Source organism: Amycolatopsis sp. 2-15 (assembly GCF_030285625.1).
GTDB classification, from domain to species: Bacteria; Actinomycetota; Actinomycetes; order Mycobacteriales; family Pseudonocardiaceae; genus Amycolatopsis; species Amycolatopsis carbonis.
In genome coordinates this window covers 3,165,861-3,183,829 of sequence record NZ_CP127294.1, presented here as the reverse complement: position 1 = coordinate 3,183,829, position 17,969 = coordinate 3,165,861, and the positions used below count along the sequence as shown (strand labels likewise).

Annotated in this window: 15 protein-coding genes; 3 read left to right on the top strand and 12 right to left on the bottom strand. The window is 71.0% G+C overall.

Annotated features, from left to right (window positions below):
- Window position 1 precedes the first annotated feature (1 nt).
- Both QRX50_RS15555 and QRX50_RS15550 read right to left on the bottom strand, forming a co-directional pair.
- Window positions 2-211: an aromatic-ring hydroxylase C-terminal domain-containing protein gene (locus QRX50_RS15555; protein WP_285972647.1), complete on the bottom strand. Its 210-nt coding sequence runs from the start codon at window positions 209-211 to the stop codon at window positions 2-4.
- 233 nt (window positions 212-444) lie between these two features.
- Complete coding sequence (locus QRX50_RS15550) at window positions 445-1,977, bottom strand: FAD-dependent monooxygenase (protein WP_285972646.1); 1,533 nt, start codon at window positions 1,975-1,977, stop codon at window positions 445-447.
- A gap of 51 nt (window positions 1,978-2,028) precedes the next feature.
- Here QRX50_RS15550 and QRX50_RS15545 point away from each other — a divergent pair, with 51 nt between their 5' ends.
- Window positions 2,029-2,799, top strand: coding sequence for a TetR/AcrR family transcriptional regulator (locus QRX50_RS15545; protein ID WP_353074121.1), 771 nt, complete (start codon window positions 2,029-2,031; stop codon window positions 2,797-2,799).
- A 163-nt stretch (window positions 2,800-2,962) separates the two neighbouring features.
- On the opposite strand, the gene QRX50_RS15540 is transcribed toward QRX50_RS15545, so the two are convergent.
- Window positions 2,963-3,454 (bottom strand): DUF6912 family protein, encoded by a 492-nt coding sequence (locus tag QRX50_RS15540; RefSeq protein WP_285972645.1) that lies wholly within the window; start codon window positions 3,452-3,454, stop codon window positions 2,963-2,965.
- The gene (locus QRX50_RS15535; protein ID WP_285972644.1) at window positions 3,451-4,857 is read right to left on the bottom strand and encodes a WS/DGAT/MGAT family O-acyltransferase; all 1,407 of its coding nucleotides are present in this window, start codon (window positions 4,855-4,857) and stop codon (window positions 3,451-3,453) included. Before QRX50_RS15535 ends, QRX50_RS15540 begins: the two co-directional genes overlap by 4 nt.
- 34 nt (window positions 4,858-4,891) lie before the next feature.
- Between QRX50_RS15535 and QRX50_RS15530 the strand changes: the two genes are divergently transcribed.
- Entirely contained in the window at window positions 4,892-5,653 is a 762-nt protein-coding gene (locus tag QRX50_RS15530) for a TrmH family RNA methyltransferase (RefSeq protein WP_285972643.1), read from the top strand.
- Here QRX50_RS15530 and QRX50_RS15525 read toward each other — a convergent pair.
- A complete protein-coding gene (locus QRX50_RS15525; protein WP_285972642.1) occupies window positions 5,646-6,029 on the bottom strand; it encodes an HAD-IA family hydrolase in 384 nt (127 codons plus the stop codon). The genes QRX50_RS15530 and QRX50_RS15525 overlap by 8 nt on opposite strands.
- 152 nt (window positions 6,030-6,181) lie before the next feature.
- Here QRX50_RS15525 and QRX50_RS15520 point away from each other — a divergent pair, with 152 nt between their 5' ends.
- Window positions 6,182-6,670 (top strand): Rv3235 family protein, encoded by a 489-nt coding sequence (locus QRX50_RS15520; RefSeq protein WP_285972641.1) that lies wholly within the window; start codon window positions 6,182-6,184, stop codon window positions 6,668-6,670.
- 56 nt (window positions 6,671-6,726) lie between these two features.
- Here QRX50_RS15520 and QRX50_RS15515 read toward each other — a convergent pair whose 3' ends face one another.
- From QRX50_RS15515 to mtrA, 7 genes are all read right to left on the bottom strand, one after another.
- Window positions 6,727-7,935, bottom strand: a complete 1,209-nt coding sequence (locus tag QRX50_RS15515) for a cytochrome P450 (RefSeq protein ID WP_285972640.1) — start codon at window positions 7,933-7,935, stop codon at window positions 6,727-6,729.
- Between the two features lie 470 nt (window positions 7,936-8,405).
- Window positions 8,406-11,312, bottom strand: a complete 2,907-nt coding sequence (gene secA, locus QRX50_RS15510) for a preprotein translocase subunit SecA (RefSeq protein ID WP_285972639.1) — start codon at window positions 11,310-11,312, stop codon at window positions 8,406-8,408.
- A 257-nt stretch (window positions 11,313-11,569) separates the two neighbouring features.
- On the bottom strand, window positions 11,570-12,277 hold the full coding sequence (gene hpf, locus QRX50_RS15505; protein ID WP_285972638.1) for a ribosome hibernation-promoting factor, HPF/YfiA family: 708 nt from the start codon (window positions 12,275-12,277) through the stop codon (window positions 11,570-11,572).
- A gap of 540 nt (window positions 12,278-12,817) precedes the next feature.
- Window positions 12,818-13,591, bottom strand: coding sequence for a ComF family protein (locus QRX50_RS15500; protein WP_285972637.1), 774 nt, complete (start codon window positions 13,589-13,591; stop codon window positions 12,818-12,820).
- A gap of 79 nt (window positions 13,592-13,670) precedes the next feature.
- The gene (locus QRX50_RS15495) at window positions 13,671-15,422 is read right to left on the bottom strand and encodes an LpqB family beta-propeller domain-containing protein (protein WP_285972636.1); all 1,752 of its coding nucleotides are present in this window, start codon (window positions 15,420-15,422) and stop codon (window positions 13,671-13,673) included.
- Window positions 15,419-17,203: an MtrAB system histidine kinase MtrB gene (gene mtrB / locus QRX50_RS15490; protein ID WP_434533274.1), complete on the bottom strand. Its 1,785-nt coding sequence runs from the start codon at window positions 17,201-17,203 to the stop codon at window positions 15,419-15,421. Before mtrB ends, QRX50_RS15495 begins: the two co-directional genes overlap by 4 nt.
- 7 nt (window positions 17,204-17,210) lie before the next feature.
- The gene (gene mtrA, locus QRX50_RS15485; protein WP_139099890.1) at window positions 17,211-17,888 is read right to left on the bottom strand and encodes an MtrAB system response regulator MtrA; all 678 of its coding nucleotides are present in this window, start codon (window positions 17,886-17,888) and stop codon (window positions 17,211-17,213) included.
- Between the last annotated feature and the right edge of the window lie 81 nt (window positions 17,889-17,969).

Below are 17,969 nucleotides of genomic sequence, written 5' to 3'. Positions count from 1 at the left end.
CTCAGCCCACCGGCGCGTGCTCGGGCGACGGCGCGCCGGCCCAGTCGTGCAGGACCGGGGCGAGGCCGACGGGGTCGGGGACGTCCGTAGCCCAGGCGACGACGCCGTCCGGGCGGAGCAGGAGACCGGTCGGGGTGGCGGAGGCGTCCGGGACGGTGGTGACGCGGGTGGACCACGGGGCCGCGACGCGCGCGACCGACGGGCTGGGCAAGAAATCACGCGACTGCTTCCCCAGGATCGCAACCCGCCGCTGGCGTGGGCGGCCGCGGTAGGCGAGGTTCGAGCCTCCCGGCTCTGTACGAAGCCCGCCGGTCGATCAGCCGGTTGCGGGACCGCACTGGTTCGCGCAGGGGTCTCGTGTCAAGGACCGGCCGGCCCACGAGCCTCGCCACGCGGCGGAGGCCATCGCCGAGGTCGCCGGGCGAGCGACCAATGCCCCGGAGCTCAGCCCACCGGCGCATGGTCGGGTGACGGCGCGCCGGCCCAGTCGTGCAGGACCGGGGCGAGGCCGGCGGGGTCGGGGACGTCCGTAGCCCAGGCGACGACGCCGTCCGGGCGGAGCAGGAGACCGGTCGGGGTGGCGGGGGCGTCCGGGACGGTGGTGACGCGGGTGGACCACGGGGCGGCGAGGCGCGAGAACGCGCCGTCGGGAGTGCGGTCGAGCAGGACGAACCCGCCGGAGTGGGTGTGGTCGGCGAGGCGGGAGCCGTCGGACAGCCGCACGTCCGGGGCGTAGCGGCCGATGAGCGGGTGGTCGCCGGGGAGGTCGAGGCGCTGGGTGACGCCGGAGATCTTCTTGACGGCGTGGGTGGCGCCGTCGGGGGTGGCGAGCAGGTCGGCGACGACGGTGCGCAGCGCGGCCGACTTGGGGTCGCCGCGCAGGACGCCGATCTGGGCGCGCGTCCAGTCGAGGACCCAGGCGCCGAGGGGGCGGCGTTCGGCGTCGTAGGTGGTGAGCAGGCCGTCGGGGGCCCAACCGGCAATGACGGCGCCCAGTTTCCAGCCCAGGTTCATCGCGTCGCCGACGCCGAGGTTGAGGCCCTGGCCGCCGAAGGGCGGATGAACGTGGGCGGCGTCGCCGGCGAGGAAGACGCGGCCGGAGCGGTAGGTGGCAGCCTGGCGGGAGTTGTCGGTCCAGCGCGTGGCCGTGCCGCGCAGGGCGGTGAGGGTGACGTCGGTGCCGGAGACGCGGCGCAGGCTGCCCTGCACCTCCTCCAGCGTGACGGGCGCGGCACGGTCGACGGGGCCGCCATCGAACTCGACGGTGGTCACGCGGCCAGGCTGCGGTCCGCAGCGGTAGGCACCCGCGGCCGACCACGCCCAGCCGTCGGCGAGCTTCTCGGGGTCGACGATATCGGCGACGGCCAGGCGGCCGGTGAGCTCGGGGGCGGTGCCGGGGAAGTCGATGCCGGCGAGGCGGCGAACGGCGCTGTGCCCGCCGTCGCAGCCGACCAGCCACGCCGTGCGCACCGGGCCGGCCGTGGTGCCGACGAGCACGCCGGCGCCGGTGTCCTCGAGCGAGGTGACCTCGACACTGCGCCGCACCGGCACGCCGAGCCGCGCGACGTGCTCGGCCAGCAGCGCCTCCAGCTCGCGCTGCGGCACGAGCCGCGCGCCGTCGACGGCGGTGTGGGCCGCGAGGTCGGGATCGGACCAGTCGACGAGGTCGGCGTCGAGCACCATGCCCGCGAAGTGGCCGGTGAACCGCGGGCCGTCAGGCTTCTCGACCAGGCGCGCGAACGACCCCACCTGCCCGAGCGCCGCCCGCTGCACCTGCTCGGCCGCAGGCCGCAACCCGCGACGGTCGAGCGCCTCGGCCGTCGGCACGTTGATCGCGCCGGCCTTCACCGCCTCGTCCGGCTCGGTCAGCCGCTCGAGGACCTGCACTTTCGCTCCGGACAAGGCCAGCTCGGCGGCCAGCACGAGCCCCACCGGCCCCGCACCGACCACGGTCACGTCCACACGTTCCTCAGACACGAACAATGTTCTACTTACGAACGTCGTTCGTGTCAAACTAGGCTGATCCCCGTGAACCCCCGAGAGCGACGCGCGGCGCGCCACCAGCCGCCGACCTTCCAGGCCGACACCCGACCCCGGCGCCGCCGCAAAACCCCGATCGTGGAACAGGTCATCGACACGGCGCTCGACGTGATCGCCCAAGAGGGCTACGAGGCCCTGACCATGCGCCGCCTGGCCGACGCCCTCGACACCGGACCCGCCTCGCTCTACAACCACGTGGTCAACAAAGCCGACCTCGGCGAGCTGCTCATCGGACGCCTGTGCTCCGAGCTCACGCTGCCTTCCCCGTCTGCCGACGAGTGGCGCGACCAGATCCGCGACGTCTGCGAGCAGCTACGCGACCAATACCTGAAGTACCCCGGCATCTCCGCCGCCGCGTTCGCCATGGTCCCCACCGACCTGCAAGCCCTACGCGTCCACGAAGGCATGCTCGCCATCCTGCTCACGGGCGGCGTCGCCCCACAGACCGCCGCGTGGGCCATCGACGCACTCCTGCTCTACGTCGCGTCCTACTGCCTGGAACTCTCCATCGCCCACCTACGCTCCACCCGCGCCGACACCGCCTGGGTCCTCGACCGCGACGAACTCCGCCGCCGCCTCACCGCCCTACCCGCCGAGACGTTCCCCCACACCACCCGCCACGCCACCGAACTCACAGCCGGCAAGGACCACGACCGCTTCGACTTCACGGTGGGCCTGATGATCGACGGCCTCAACCGCCACTCGCCGGATTCACACTCGGACCCCCGCGACCCCAGCGAAAAGAATCGTCCACAATAGACAACGGCGACCACTCCCCAACCCCACAAGTGGATGGCCCTCCGCCACTCACGAACGCGAGATACCCTCCCACCCCCACCATCTCGGAGACCTGCCCGTCCGGCGAGGACACTCTCTTCTTCTTCAAAGCCCCCGAGCCTCCCAAGAAGCGCCCCGAAGCCCCCTACATCAGCTCCAGCAAGAACGGTAACTCCTGCGGCGCATACCAAGCCAACTCATGATCCTCCGCATCCCCCAACACAAACTCCGCATCTTCGTCGCCCAGGTCGGCCGCGTCGATCACCCCGGCAGCCGCAGAAACAGCATCGGCAGCCTCCGCGGAATCCACATGAATCGCAGCAATCTGCGAAAGCGCAACCGGACCGTCGAGACGCACAACAGCAGCATCGAGATCCGCACGCAGCGTCACGTTATCCACATCCGCCGAAACAACAGCCCGCCGAGGCTCGCCCTTCTCCTCTGCGTTGATCAACCGCAGCGACGCCCGAGCGGCATCCAACAACGCCGCATACTCCAACTCCTCGTCGGAGCCACTCACATACGCCTCCCGCAGCGCGGGCGTCAGCGCGAACGCCGTGCCGCTGCGGGCCCGGAACTCGCCGTTCGACTCGAGGTCGCGGAGCATCGCGATCGTCGCCGGAATGTAGACCCTCACCAGTGCGCACCCTTCAGCTCTTCCAACGCTTCTTCGATCATCCCGCCGAGCAGGTCGACGTCGAACGCGGCCTTGCGGTCGCCGTTGAGTCCGAAGTAGACACCGCCGTGGTAGGAGGTGACCCCGATCGCCAGCGCCTGGGTGCGCATCAGCGGCATCACGGGGAACATCTCGATCAGTTTCGCCTCACCCGCGTACACCGGTTCCTGCGGCCCCGGCGAGTTGGTGATCATGAGGTTGAAAATCCGGCCCGACAGCGAACCGCCGGCCCGCGCGCCGAGCGAATGCAGCGTCGCCGGGGCGAAGCCGCTCACCTTCAGCAGCCCGCGCGCGGCGACGGAGCGGCCGGAGTCGAGGTGCTCGGCCATCGCGTGGCCGACGTGCTGCAGCCGCAGCACGGGGTTCGGCTCGCCCACCGGCAGGTCGACGAGGTAGGCCGCCACCTGATTGCCGACCAGCGCCGGCGTCGAGTACTCGGCCGTCTCCTCGTCGCGCACGGCCATGGGCACCAGCGCGCGCACGGTGGCCGTCGACGTCAGGTTCACCCCGCGCGAAAGGAGCCACTCGCGCAGCGCGCCGGTGATCGCGGTGAGGATCACGTCGTTGACGGTCCCGCCGTGCTCTGCGCGGATCTTGCGGTAGTCCTCCAGCCGCGTGCGCACCACGGAGAACAGCCGACCGCCGGACACACGCACGTTGAGCGGGCCCTGCGGCGCCGGGTTGACGACCGTGCGCAGCGTGGACGCCACGTCGCCCAGCGTCTCGGCGACCTTGCCGACCGAGGTCAGGGCGTCGTTGGTGGCGGAGCGGACGTTCTCCACGAGCTCACCGGGGCGTTGCACGGCCTCGCTCACGGCGTCGAACACCAGCTGCGCGCGGCTCGGCTCGCGCCGCGGCGTCCAGGTGTCCTCGTACGGCTCGGGCGGGGCCGGGGCGTCGTCGAGGATGAGCTGGCCGAGGTCGATGGTGCCGATACCGTCCACAACGGACTGGTGCGTCTTCGTCACCAGCGCCACGCGGTCGCCGGCGAGCCCCTCGACGAAATAGGCCTCCCACAGCGGCCGCTCGGGCGCCAGCCGCCGGGACATCAGGCGCGCGACCAGGTCGAACAGCTGCTCGTCGGTGCCCGGCTGGGGCAGGGCGGAGCGGCGGACGTGGTAGTTGAGGTCGAAGTCGACGTCGTCCACCCACACGGGCCGGGCGAGGTGCCCGGGGACGTCGAGCACGCGCTGGCGGTAGCGCGGCAGGAACGGCAGGCGCGAGCCGACGAGGTCGAGCAGGTGCGCGTAGTCGAACCCGCTGCGCGGGCGCTCGAAGATCGCCACGCCGCCGACGTGCATCGGGGTCGCGTGGTCCTCGACGTACAGGAACGAGGCGTCGAGCGCGGACAGGCGGTCGGGCATGGGCCGATCCTTACACAGTGCGAGACTGACCGGCGTGGGTGATGAGGCGGAGGTTTCTCCGAAAGACCGGTTCCTGACCGTCTACGGGCGCAAGCCGGTGCTCGAAGCGCTGGCCGACGGCGGTCTGCAGGTGGACAAGGTCATCCTCGCCGACACCGCCCGCGGCCCGGCCGCCGCCGAGATCCAGCGCGCCGCGAGGGACGCCGGGGTGCCGGTGCAGCGCGCGAGCGCCCACCGCGTGAAGGTGCTGGCCGGCAACGGCAAGCAGGACCAGGGCGTGCTGGCCGACGTCGTCGCTCCGCGGATGCGCTCGCTCGCCGCCGCGCTGGACGACCGCCGCCCGCCCGCGCGGGTCCTGCTGCTCGACGGCATCACGACGCCCGCGAACGTCGGCATGATCCTGCGCACGGCCACCGCCGCCGGCTTGGAAGGCGTGATCGTGCCGCGGCGGGGGGTGGCCGCGTTGGACCCCATGGTGGTCAAGGCTTCGGCCGGCGTGGCGTTCCGCGCGCCGGTGCTGCGGTGCGGCAGCGCGCGTGAGGCGGCCGAGATGCTGACGGACGCCGGTTATGGCCTGTACGCGCTGAGCGCGTCGGGCAAGTCGACCGTGTTCGACGTTCCACTGCCTCAGCGGGCGGCGTTCGTGCTGGGCGGAGAGACGGAAGGCGTGGGCGCGGCTGTGGCCGAGCTGGTGACCGAATGGGTCTCCATCCCGATGCCCGGCGACGTCGAGTCGCTGAACGTCTCGGCGGCGGCCGCGGTGCTGTCGTTCGAGCTGGTGCGACGGGTCAGCTGAAGAGAACGGCCAGCTCTTCGAGAGTCTCCGCCATCGTGACGTGGTGGATGGCGACCATGCCCGCCTCCGCGGCGCCGCGGACGTTGCGGGCGGCGTCGTCCACGAACGCGCAGGTGGCGGCGGCGAGGCCGAGGCGTTCTGCGGCCACGAGGTAGATCTCGCGGTCGGGTTTTGCGACGCCGACCTCGCCGGAGAAGACCAGCGTGTCGAAGTAGTCGGCCAGCTCGTGCCGGACGGCCGACGTGGCGCCGGGCGCGTTGGAGACCAGGCCGGTGCGCGTGCCGCCGGAGCGGATGGCGCGCAGGTAGTCGTAGAGCAGGTGGGCGTCGGGGTCGGTGAGGACGCCGGCGTAGTCGACCAGCAAGCCTTTGAGCACGCGCTCACCCTAGCGATCCGGGATATAGCGCAACTTGCAGATCGGAATGGGCTGATTCGCGGATTTCGCCGGATCAGGCGCCGACGGTCCCCTTTTCGGCTTTGCCCGCGCACTACCTGCAGCGGATCGTCCGCGGTTCAGGGGAGGAACACATGACGAGCCACCGCCTCCGCGGGCTCGCGGGCAACGAGCCCGCTGCCCGGCCCCGCCAGCTCCGGCACGCCTCGCGCCACCGGCCGCCGGTCCGCGACCTGCCACCGGCCGTCCACAACGTAGTCCGGCTCCTGGGCCCGCCCAGTGAGAAACACCTGGCCGGACGGCTCAACTCCATCCTCGAAGTTCTCAGCGGCCTGCGCGCGGCGTCGCAGATCCAGCAGCTGGTCGCACCGCAGCTCTACGCCCGCCTCATCGCCCACGGGCGGCTTCCCAGCACCCACCACCGCATCGGCAATCTCCACCTCTGCCACCCGACAGACGCCGCCTTGGAAGCCGCGACGACCATCCAGAGCGGACCTCGGGTGCTCGCCCTGGCCGCCCGGTTCGAACGCAACCGCACCGGGTGGGTCTGCACGCGCTTCCACCTGCTGGCGCCCCGGACGGGCCCGCTCCGGATGGTCAACCAGCGCACCGCCGCGGCTTGAGGTCCACACGTCCGACCGCGTGACGGGACGGCTGTCCCAACTCGCGGGTCACGGCGTCAGCCGAGCGCCACCGGGAGTCGGGACAGGCCGCGCATGGTGATGGTCGGGTTCCAGGCCGGGGCGCCGGCCAGGTGGAGGGTGGGGGTGCGGATGGCGAGTTCGCGCAAGGCGGTCTGGCCTTCGAGGCGGGCCAGAGGTGAGCCGAGGCAGAAGTGGATGCCCTGGCCGAAGGCGAGATGACGGGAGGGCTCGCGGCTGGGGTCGAAGGTGTCCGGGTCCGGGTGGGTGGCGGGGTCGCGGTTGGCGGCGCCGATGAGGACGATGGCCTGGGCGCCGGGCGCGACGTCGGTGGTGCCGACGCGCGTGGGCTGCAGCGCGACGCGGCTGGTGAGTTGCACCGGGGAGTCGTGGCGCAGGACTTCTTCGACGGCGTTGGGCGCGAGGGCGCCGTCGTCGCCCAGGGAGCGGAGGCCGGCGTCGGTGCCGAGGAGGGCGAGGACGCCGTTGCCGATGAGGTTGGTGGTGGTCTCGTGGCCGGCGACGAGCAGGAGGGTGAGCGTGACCAGCAGCTCGGCTTCGGTGAGCTTGTCGCCTTGGTCAGTGACAGCCACGAGGTCCGACAGGAGGTCCTCGCCGGGGTCGCGGCGGCGTTCGGCGGCCAGTTCGCGGAAGTAGGCGTTGAACTCGCGGCCGGCCTCGCCCGCTTCTTCGAGCACGGAGTCGGCGACGAGGAAGGAGGGGTCGAGCGCGCGGGCCAGCGCATGCGACCACTCGGCGAAGCGCGACCGGTCGGCCATCGGCACGCCGAGCATCTCGCTGATCACCTCGACCGGCAGCGGCGCGGCCAGCGCGGTCATCAGGTCGGCCGAACCGGCGTCGATCAGGTCGGAAATCAGGCGCGCGGTGATGTCCTCGACGCGCGGGCGCAGGCGCTCGACCATCCGCGGCGTGAACGCCTTCGACACGAGCCGCCGCAGGCGCGTGTGGTCCGGCGGGTTGAGGCCGAGGAACGACACCACCGGGCGACCCTCGGCGTCGACCAGGTCGTCCGGGTGCCGGGTCGCCGGGTCGAGGACCTCCGGCTGCGGGTGCCCGAACGCGGGATCACGCACGACTTCCGTCGCCTCCGCCAGGGCGCTCACCACGAGGAATCCGGGCGCGATCTCGGCGACGGGCTCGGCCTCGCGCCACTTGCGGTACAGCGGGTACGGATCCGCCTTGTACTCCGGCGCGAACATCCGCGTGAAGTCTTCCAGGTCAGCCACGGCTCTCCCCCTCGACGGCACCACCGACCACGTTAGGTGCGAACGCGGATCCCGTCACGTGAAGACAGACCCGCACCAGCGACGCGCTGGCCCACGCAGTACTCAGGACGCGCAGCCGGCGCCCGGACCATCGCCTCGGCGCCGGCCGAACACGGCCTGACGCACCACCGCGACGCGAACACCGGCCCCAGCACGCGAAACGCGCTTCACTCGCGGCCCGCCCGAAAAGTCCGCTACAGCGGTGCGGGCCCCCGCGGCAATGCAGCGCTCACGACGCGAGCTTCCCGCACCCGCGCAATCGCCGCCGTGACTTCGCAGCGCGCCCCACCACACGAAAAAACTTGCGTCGGGCGCCGTGGCGGGCTGCCAATGCCGACGACTTTGTCCGAACGCGACACCGCCAGCCACACCGGGCGCAGCGCACAAAAAAGGGCGGGCCGCACGAATGCGGCCCGCCCCGGAAACCTGCGTCAGCGACGCGGGCCCTTCTTGCCCTTCTTCGCCTGTGCGCGCTCGGCGGCGCGGCGTTCGCGGCGGGTGTTGCCCGCGCCGCCGCCGTCGGTGTCGGCGCTGTCCGAATGGGACTCCACGCCGCCGCCCTCGGCGGGGCCGGACATGGTCAGTCCGGATTGGACGCCGCCGCCGACGCCCTTGCCGCGCAAGGCCGACGGGACCGACTCGGTGTCGGTGGTGGGCGGCTGGGGCGGGGTCGGGCGCGAGTGACGGCCGTTGTCGTCACCGAAGGAGGCGGCCGCGGCGCCCGTGGCCGAGGTGATGCCCGCGGGCAGCGCCGACGGGTCCAGCTGCGGCGCGGGTTCCGGCTCGCTGCGTTCGACCTGGAGGTTGAACAGGAAGCCGACGGCTTCCTCCTTCAGCGATTCGAGCATCGCGCGGAACATGTCGAAGCCTTCGCGCTGGTACTCGATCAGCGGGTCGCGCTGAGCGAGCGCCCGCATGCCGATGCCCTCCTTGAGATAATCCATCTCGTAGAGGTGCTCGCGCCACTTGCGGTCCAGCACGGTCAGCATCACCTGGCGCTCGAGGCGGCGCATCGCGCCCTTCTCGCCCACCAGCTCGTCGATCTCCGCCTCGCGCTTGTCGTACGCGTCGATCGCGTCGTCGACCAGCGCCTGGCGCAGGGTCTCGGCATCGAGGTCGCCGTTCTCCACCAGGTCGTCCCAGTTCAGGCCGACGGGGTAGAGCGTCTTGAGGGCGGTCCACAGCTGCTCGTGGTCCCAGTCCTCGGCGTAGCCATCGGAGGTGGCTCCGTCGACATACGCGCCGACGACGTCCACGGTCATGTGCTCGATCTGCTCACGCAGGTCCTCGCCCTCGAGCACGCGGTGGCGCTCGGCGTAGATCACCTTGCGCTGCTCGTTCATGACCTCGTCGTACTTGAGGACGTTCTTGCGCGTCTCCATGTTGAGCTGCTCGACCTGCGTCTGCGCGCTCTTGATGGCCTTGGAGACCATCTTGTGCTCGATCGGCACGTCGTCGGGCAGGCGCATCGTGGTCATCACGCGCTCGACCATCACGGCGTTGAACCGGCGCATGAGGTCGTCGCCCAGCGACAGGTAGAACCGCGACTCGCCCGGGTCGCCCTGACGACCGGAACGACCGCGCAGCTGGTTGTCGATGCGGCGCGACTCGTGGCGTTCGGTGCCCAGCACGTAAAGACCGCCGACCTCGCGAACGTGCTCGGCCTCCTCCTTGGCGCCGGCCTTGATCTCCTCGAGCACCTTCGGCCACGCGGCCTCGTACTCCTCGGAGTTCTCGACCGGGTCCAGGCCCTGCTCACGCAGCTCCTGGTCGGCGATGATGTCCGGGTTGCCACCCAGCACGATGTCGGTACCGCGGCCGGCCATGTTCGTGGCGACCGTGACCGCGCCCTTCTTGCCGGCGCGCGCGACGATCAGCGCCTCCCGGCCGTGGTACTTCGCGTTCAGGACCTCGTGGGGCACGCCCAGCTTCAGCAGCAGCTTCGAGAGGTGCTCGGACTTCTCGACGCTCGTGGTGCCGACCAGCACCGGCTGGCCCTTCTCGTGCCGCTCGGCGATGTCCTCGGCCACGGCCTCGTACTTGGCCTGCTCGGTCTTGTAGATCAGGTCGGCGCGGTCGGCGCGCACCATCGGCCGGTTGGTCGGGATCGGCACCACACCCAGCTTGTAGGTCTGGTGGAACTCCGCGGCCTCGGTCTCGGCCGTACCGGTCATGCCCGAGAGCTTGTTGTACAGCCGGAAGTAGTTCTGCAGCGTGATCGTGGCGAGCGTCTGGTTCTCGGCCTTGATCTCGACCTTCTCCTTGGCCTCGATCGCCTGGTGCATGCCCTCGTTGTAGCGGCGGCCCACCAGGATGCGGCCCGTGAACTCGTCGACGATCGTGACTTCACCGTCGCGGACGATGTAGTCCTTGTCCTTGTTGTAGAGCTCCTTGGCCTTCAGCGCGTTGTTCAGGTAGCCGACCAGCGGCGTGTTCGCGGCCTCGTAAAGGTTCTCGATGCCGAGCTGGTCCTCGACGAACCGCACGCCCTTCTCGGTGACCGCCACGGTGCGCTTGCGCACGTCGATCTCGTAGTGGTACTTCGAGTTGATCAGGTTGGCCTTCTCGACGCGCTCGCGCGAGCCCATCGTGGTGGTGTCGATGCCCTGCATCAGCGGCGCGAGGCGGGCGAACTCCATGTACCACCGCGACGACTGGTCCGCCGGCCCCGAGATGATCAGCGGCGTGCGCGCCTCGTCGATGAGGATCGAGTCGACCTCGTCCACGATCGCGTAGTTGTGCCCGCGCTGCACGCACTCGTCGAGCGACCACGTCATGTTGTCGCGCAGGTAGTCGAAGCCGAACTCGTTGTTCGTGCCGTAGGTGACGTCGGCGTTGTAGTGCCGGCGGCGCTCCTGCGGGTCCTGCTCGGCGAGGATCACGCCGACCTCGAGCCCGAGGAACCGGTGGATGCGGCCCATCCACTCCGCGTCGCGCTTGGCGAGGTAGTCGTTGGTGGTGACGACGTGCACGCCCTTGCCGGAGAGCCCGTTGAGGTACGCCGCGAGCACGCAGGTGAGCGTCTTGCCCTCGCCGGTCTTCATCTCGGCGACCTGGCCGAGGTGCAACGCGGCAGCACCCATCAGCTGCACGTCGTAGGGCCGCTGGCCGAGCACCCGCTTCGAAGCCTCACGGGCGACCGCGAAGGCCTCCGGGAGCAGCTCGTCGAGCGTCTCACCCTTGCCGTACCGCTCTTTGAACTCGTCGGTCTTCGCCTGCAGTTCGGCGTCCGACAGGTCCTTCACGTCGTCTTCGAGGGTGTTGATGTGATCGGCGATGTTGCGCAGCCGCTTCACCATCTTGCCCTCACCCGCGCGGAGCAGGCGGTTCAGCACCATCCGGTCGACCTCACTAGCTGATCATGATCGCACCCGAGCCGGTCCCGGGCTTGTGGGCACGGCGCGCACTCGTAGTGCGGCGCCGCCGTCTCACCACATCGTAGGGAACACACAGTGGTCCGCGCACGCACGTGCTCGCAGAAGGTCATGAGAGGCCCCTTCGAACCCTACTCCCGGCACGCGGGTGGCCCGCACGCGCTCGCGTGCGGGCCACCCGTGGCGCCGGCCGGCTCCCCGGCCGCACCGGTTCGGCGGGCTCAGCCGCCGAGCCGGATCACGCCGTAGTCGAAACCCTTCCGCCGGTACACGACGCTGGGGCGCCCGGACTCGGAGTCGTTGAACAGGTAGAAGTCGTGGCCGACCAGCTCCATCTCGTAGAGAGCCTGGTCCACCGACATGGGGTCCGCGTTGTGCTTCTTCTCGCGGACGACGCGGCCGGGCTGGTAGCCCAGATCTTCGTCTTCCCAGCGTTTCTGCTGGGGCAGGGTGATCTCACCGGAGCTGACGGCCGCGAAACCTTCGGTGATCGGTTCGGCCGTGTCCACGGCGGGTGCCTCCAGCACTGCCGTGCTCGCGGTGGGACGGGCGACGGCGTCCGGCGATCCGCCGGCCATCGCCATCGAGGTCGCCTCGGCGACCGACTCCGGGCGGCTGCGCCCGTAGTGCACGCGCCTCCGGTCGTGTGTCCGCCTCAGCCGGTTCTCCAGCTTCGTGACGGCGGAGTCGAGCGCTGCGTAGAAGTCCGCGGCGCACGCTTCAGCGCGCACGGCCGGACCGCGGCCCTTTCCGGTGATCTCGACGCGCTGGCAGCTCTTCGCCTGCCGGCGGTTCGGCTCGTGGAACAACTCCACGTCGTACCGGATGACCTTCTTGTCGTAGCGCTCAAGACGGGCCAGCTTTTCGCTGACGAGTGCCCGGTAGTGGTCGGGCACCTCCACGTTGCGGCCCTTTACGACGATGTCCATACACGACCTCCCTCGCTGAGATGACTGCGAGCTGTTGTGTGTTCACACGGCGCCGGTAGTGCGGGGACGGAGCCCGGATCTGGCGGGCTGAGAAGAACTCGATGGCCGGTCACGACGTCTCGTGGCGGATGCTCGAGCGCGGACTCAGCGCGCCTCCGGCGCCAGGGACATGGGCTGCACACCTCCCTGCCTGCGGGGATTGCTGATAGCGGAGCACGTTAGCTTCATCACGCCGCTCGCAACAGCCCCCGAGCCGGGGGATGTCACGATTCGGGAACCCATTACGGCGTGCAGCGAAACCCCCGTGCGCAGCCCGAAATCCCGCCCCTGACGGCCGAACGCGAGCGATGCGTTTTCACGCGTACGGCGCAACGGTGCGGGAGCCCGGAAGCCGAGAGTCACGGCCCGGTGCGCCACAGCCGCCACCCCGGTGGAGTGTTCGGCCGCCCGCGTGATTCCGAGCCAGACCCTCATGTCCCGACAACGGGCGGCCGTTGCGTCGCGTTCCCTGTTGACATCACTCGGGTAGGTGACGTGTGCTCACCCTGCGGCGAGCAACGCGACCACAGCCGACACGGCGACCCCGGCGTCGGTGAGTGCCCGCACGCACGCGGCCGCCGTGGCACCCGTGGTGACCACGTCGTCGAGCACCACGACCCGGCTGCCCGGCGGTGGCCGGCCCGCGGGCACGAACCGCAGCCGCCCGGCCAGGTTGGCGACGCGTTCCGCCCGGCTGAGACCCACGGCGTCACGGGCGCCCTTCAGCGCGAGAGCGGGCGCGACGAAGGCCTCGGCGCCCGTTTGGGCGAGACAGCACGCGGCGGCGTCGGCGAGGCGCTGCACGTGCGGGCCACCACGGAGGCGTGAAGCCGAGCGACGGCTCGGCGCCGGGACGAGGCACCACGGCCCGCCGCGCGCGGAATCCCCGGCGGCCACGGGCTTTCCGAGCCGTGAACCGGGGCGCGAAGACCCGGCGAAGGCCGGTTCACCGAACGAAGGTCCACCGAGTGAGTGTCCCTCACGGCTCGGGCCGGCGCGGGGAGCACCGGCGCGCGGCAAGGCCGCCAGCGCGGACGCGAGCACCCGGCCGAGTGCCGGCGCGACATCACGGCGGCCACGCTCCTTGTAGGCGATCAGGACGCGCTTGGCGACGCCCTGGTAACGAGCCAGCGCGTACGCCGGCGCGAGACCGGCCAGCGGCGCGCGGACCACCTCCGTGAGTGACCCCCACACCCGCGAACACTCCGCGCAGCACGGGACACCCCGGGCACCACAGCCGGCACAACGGGCGGGGACGAGCAGATCGAGAACCATGACTCGCAGTGTGCACCCGGGCACCGACAGTTTCGGAGTCCCCGAGGCCCGCCCGGCGAAAACGAGCGGGAAAACCTCGTCAGCCCGGGTAGAACGGCGTCGCGTTCAGCATCGTGTGGGCCTGGGGCCGCCAGACCTCACCCAGTTCGGTGGCGTTCCACAGCCCACCCGGGTCGGCCACCACGATGGGCCGGTTGGGCGCCGCCGTGACCGCCGTGACCGGCGCGGTCAGGTTCGAGCCGTTGAACGCGTCCATCCGGCGCCCGTCCACGGAAACGCGCTGCACGGGCTGGGAACTGGACGACGTGACGACCACCAGCGTGTCCGCGGTCGAACCCCAGTCGAGGTCCACGACATCCGACAGTTCACCCGGCTGGAGCACGCGCGGCTCCCGCAGCGTCACGGTGTCGCCGTTGCGCACGACCGCCGCGACCACGAGCTGGCCGTTGACGATCGCCGCCACGCGGGCGCCGTCGCGCGACAGGCGAAGGGCGCCGATGTCGGTGCCGAGGGCGAGCAGGTCGTTGGCGTTCACGCTCTGGCGCAGCCAGTGACCGGTCGGGTCGAGGACCATGCGGGCGACGATCGAGTGGTCCACCACCGTCCACACCTCGCCCGACGGACCGGCCTCGCTCGGCGCCGGCCGCCAGGTCGGGCGGCTCAGGGAACCGCCGGAGAGGTCCACCAGCGGCAGGTCGCGGCCCAGGTCGCCGACGCGCAGCTGAACGCGGTCGCCGCTGCGCTCCACCACCGCGAGCCGCTTGCCGTCGATCGACTGCGCGGCGCTGACCACGGCGTACGCGCCGTTGCCGGCCGGCCCCGCCACGGGCGCGCCGTCGCCGAGCGAGCGGATGCGCCCGTCGACCGTCATCAGGCCCAGCAGGTCGGCGCTCGGCGACGAGGCCGCGCTGTAGGAGGGCACGTCGCTGCTGCGCCAGTACTCGTGGCCGCGCACCAGCGGCTGGCCGTCGGCGAGCAGCCGGACGCGGCTGGACGTGACGGCCTGCATCGACAGCATGATCTGCGCCGCGATCAGCGTTCTCGTCTCCGGGCTCGCCCCGGTGAGCCCCGAGAGCTGCACGAGCAGCGAGCCGTCGTCGGCGTTCTTGACGTTGGTGTCGAGCGTGACCTGGTCGCCCAGCAGGTTCTGCACGGCCCCGGCCAGCCCCGCCGACGGACCCTGCAGGATCAGGTCCATCACCCGCCCGGGCAGGCCCGATTGCGGTTTCGCGGGCACGTAGCGCAGGTCGGGCACGAAGGCGCCGGAATCGGGCGAGTAGAAGCTCACGGCGACGCGGTTGTAGTTCGCCTCGAAGTCGTCGTCGGTCACCAGCAGCGTGGGCGGGGCGCTGGAGATCCGCCACTGGCCATTGGCCTGTTTGCGCACCTGGATCGTCAGCTCGGCCGGACCGGAGCCGGGGATGAACGCGCTGTCGGCGCTCAGCGTGCCGAGGGTGTACCCGCGCAGCCCCACGTTGCTCACGTTCGGGTCCGGCGGCGTCGTCGTGGACGGCGACGGCGACGGCGTGTCGTAGACGGTGCTGAAGGTGTTGTCGATGATCGTGATCGCGCGGCTGGGTTTCCACGCGCTGCGCTGCTGGTCGTCGAGGTACGCGCGCGCGGCCGCGTTGTTGGACCGCGGATCGCCGTTGGCGCGGACGAAATCGCGCACGATCGTGAGCGCGTCGAGGCCGTCCTCCGGTTCCGGTGCGTCGTTCGCCACCGGGGGCGTCGAGTCCACGGACACGACCAACGGCTGCGACTCCAGCGGCACGTTGGCGCAGCCCGCGAGCAGCAGTACACCCGCCAGCGCGAGCAGCACTCGCTTCACCGGCCGACCTCCTCGCGGTCGGAGTCCCGTTCGGGGTCGCGGTCGGCGAGGATCGCGTCGGGCGCCGGCTGCACCTCGAGCACCGAAGACGGCGACAGCGTGATCTCCGGCGTGGCGTCGGGCGGCGGCAGGCGCAGCGGGTTCTCCTCGATCGGCACGTTCTGGTGGCGCGGCAGGACGAGGCGGAAGCAGGCGCCCTGGCCGAGCTCGCCCCACGCGTCGAGGACACCGCCGTGCAGCCGCGCGTCCTCCTGGCTGATCGCCAGGCCGAGGCCGGTGCCGCCGGTGCGCCGGTTGCGCGACGGGTCGGCGCGCCAGAACCGGTTGAACACCAGGTCGGCCTCGCCCGTACGCAGGCCCACGCCGCGGTCGCGCACGGTGACGGCCACCGCCGTCTCGTTCACGGCGACGGTGAGCTGCACGGGTTTGCCCTCGCTGTGGTCGACAGCGTTGCCCAGCAGGTTGCGCAGGATCCGCTCCACGCGCCGGGCGTCGACCTCGGCTGAAGCGTCTTCCTCGGGCAGGATCAGCTCCACCGAGCTGCCCGCGGTCCCGGCGATCACGCGTACCTGCTCGACGGCACGTGTCGCGATGGGCCGCACGTCGATGTACTCGGCTGACAGCTCTTCGACGCCGGCGTCGAGCCGGCTGATCTCCAGCAGGTCGCCGAGCAACGCCTCGAACCGGTCGAGCTCGTCGACCAGCAGCTCCGTGGACCGCGCGAGGCCGGCGGGGAACTGCTCGCGTGACGCGTGCAGCACGTCGGCGGCCATGCGGACCGTGGTGAGCGGGGTGCGCAGCTCGTGGGAGACGTCGGAGGTGAACCGGCGCTGCAGCCCGCCGAACTCCTCGAGCTGGCGGATCTGGCGCTGGATGCTCGCGGCCATGCCGTTGTACGACACGGCCAGCTTCGCCAGATCGTCCTCGCCGACCACGGCGAGGCGCTGCTCCAGGTCCCCGCCCGCGAACTGCTCGGCCGCCGCGGCGGCCTGGCGGACGGGCCGCACCACCTGCCGGACCACCAGGTTCGTGATGCCGGCCAGCAACAGCAGCAGCACGAGGCCGCCCACGAGCAGCGTGTTCTGCACGGTCGACACGGTGTTCTGCTCGCTGGTCAGCGGGAACAGCAAGTACAGCTGCAGCGGGCTCGCCACCGAGCTCAGCGGCGTGCCCACGATGAGGTACGTCGTGGTCGCGTTGTTCTCGGAGACGGTGTGCTCGACGCGCGCGAGGTTGCCGCCCTCCACGAACTGGCGCAGCCGCACCGGCACGGACGTGAACGGCCCCACGAACACCGGGTCGGCGTCGGCCTGGTCGTGTCCGACACTCGCGAGCACCGGCTCGAACGTGCCCGCCGTGGACCCCGTGGGCGACGCTGACGTCGTGGAGATCTTTTTCAACGCGTTCTCGAGCCGCGTGTGCAGCGCGTCGGGCGACTCGCCGCCGACGCCCACCAGCTCACGCGCCGCGGTGTCCGCCAGCGCCTGCGTCTGCTCGACGGCGGCCTTGCGCTTCGTGTCGAGCAGGCGCTCGGTGATCTGGTTCTGCAGCACCATGCCCAGCACGAAAACGACGGCGGCCGACAGCGCGAGCGTCGAGATCGTCACCCGGAACTGCAGCGAGTGGCGCCACAGCTCGTTGAACGCCACCACCCGGCGGCGCGCCAAGACCACGAGGCGCCGCACGAGGCGCACCGTGGCTCGGGCGAAAGCGGTCGGCCGTCCCACCTTCGGGTGACTCTTCGTCCCGGCGGGTGGGCCGGCTGCCGCGGAAGCCGTCATCGGACCATCACGGCGGGCCGGCCTTGTAACCGACGCCGCGCACCGTCAACACCACCTCGGGGTGCTCCGGGTCCTTCTCGACCTTCGACCGCAGACGCTGGACGTGCACGTTGACCAGCCGCGTGTCCGCCGCGTGGCGGTAGCCCCACACCTGCTCCAGCAGCACTTCACGGGTGAAGACCTGGCGCGGCTTGCGGGCCAGCGCCACGAGCAGGTCGAACTCCAGCGGCGTGAGCGGGATGGCCTTGCCCTCGCGGGTGACCTCATGGCCCGGCACGTCGATCGCCAGGTCGCCGATGGTCAGCGACTCGGCGGGCTCGGCCTCGGTGCGGCGCAGGCGGGCGCGCACGCGGGCGACGAGCTCCTTCGGCTTGAACGGCTTGACCACGTAGTCGTCGGCACCGGACTCCAGGCCCAGCACTATGTCGACGGTGTCGCTCTTGGCGGTCAGCATCACGATCGGCACGCCGGACTCGGCGCGGATCGCCTTGCAGACGTCGATGCCGTTCATGCCGGGCAGCATCAGGTCCAGCAGGACCAGGTCCGGTTTGAGCTCGCGCAGCGCCGGCAGCGCGCGCGAACCGTCCGCGACCACCGCGGTGTCGAACCCCTCGCCGCGGAGCACGATGGTGAGCATCTCCGCCAGCGCGGGGTCGTCGTCGACCACCAAGACACGTGCCTTCATGAGCACATGTTCGCACTACTTGCGCCGCCGTCGAGCACGACCCGCGCGTTTGACCACCAGAAAGATCAAGATCGCGAGCCC

Excerpts from the sequence above, each read along its gene's own strand:
- mtrA (WP_139099890.1), bottom strand. The coding sequence starts at position 17,888 with ATGAAGGCACGTGTCTTGGTGGTCGACGACGACCCCGCGCTGGCGGAG.
- QRX50_RS15500 (WP_285972637.1), bottom strand. The coding sequence starts at position 13,591 with ATGGTTCTCGATCTGCTCGTCCCCGCCCGTTGTGCCGGCTGTGGTGCC.
- secA (WP_285972639.1), bottom strand. The coding sequence starts at position 11,312 with ATGGTGCTGAACCGCCTGCTCCGCGCGGGTGAGGGCAAGATGGTGAAG.
- QRX50_RS15520 (WP_285972641.1), top strand. The coding sequence starts at position 6,182 with ATGACGAGCCACCGCCTCCGCGGGCTCGCGGGCAACGAGCCCGCTGCC.
- hpf (WP_285972638.1), bottom strand. The coding sequence starts at position 12,277 with ATGGACATCGTCGTAAAGGGCCGCAACGTGGAGGTGCCCGACCACTAC.
- mtrB (WP_434533274.1), bottom strand. The coding sequence starts at position 17,203 with ATGACGGCTTCCGCGGCAGCCGGCCCACCCGCCGGGACGAAGAGTCAC.
- QRX50_RS15535 (WP_285972644.1), bottom strand. The coding sequence starts at position 4,857 with ATGCCCGACCGCCTGTCCGCGCTCGACGCCTCGTTCCTGTACGTCGAG.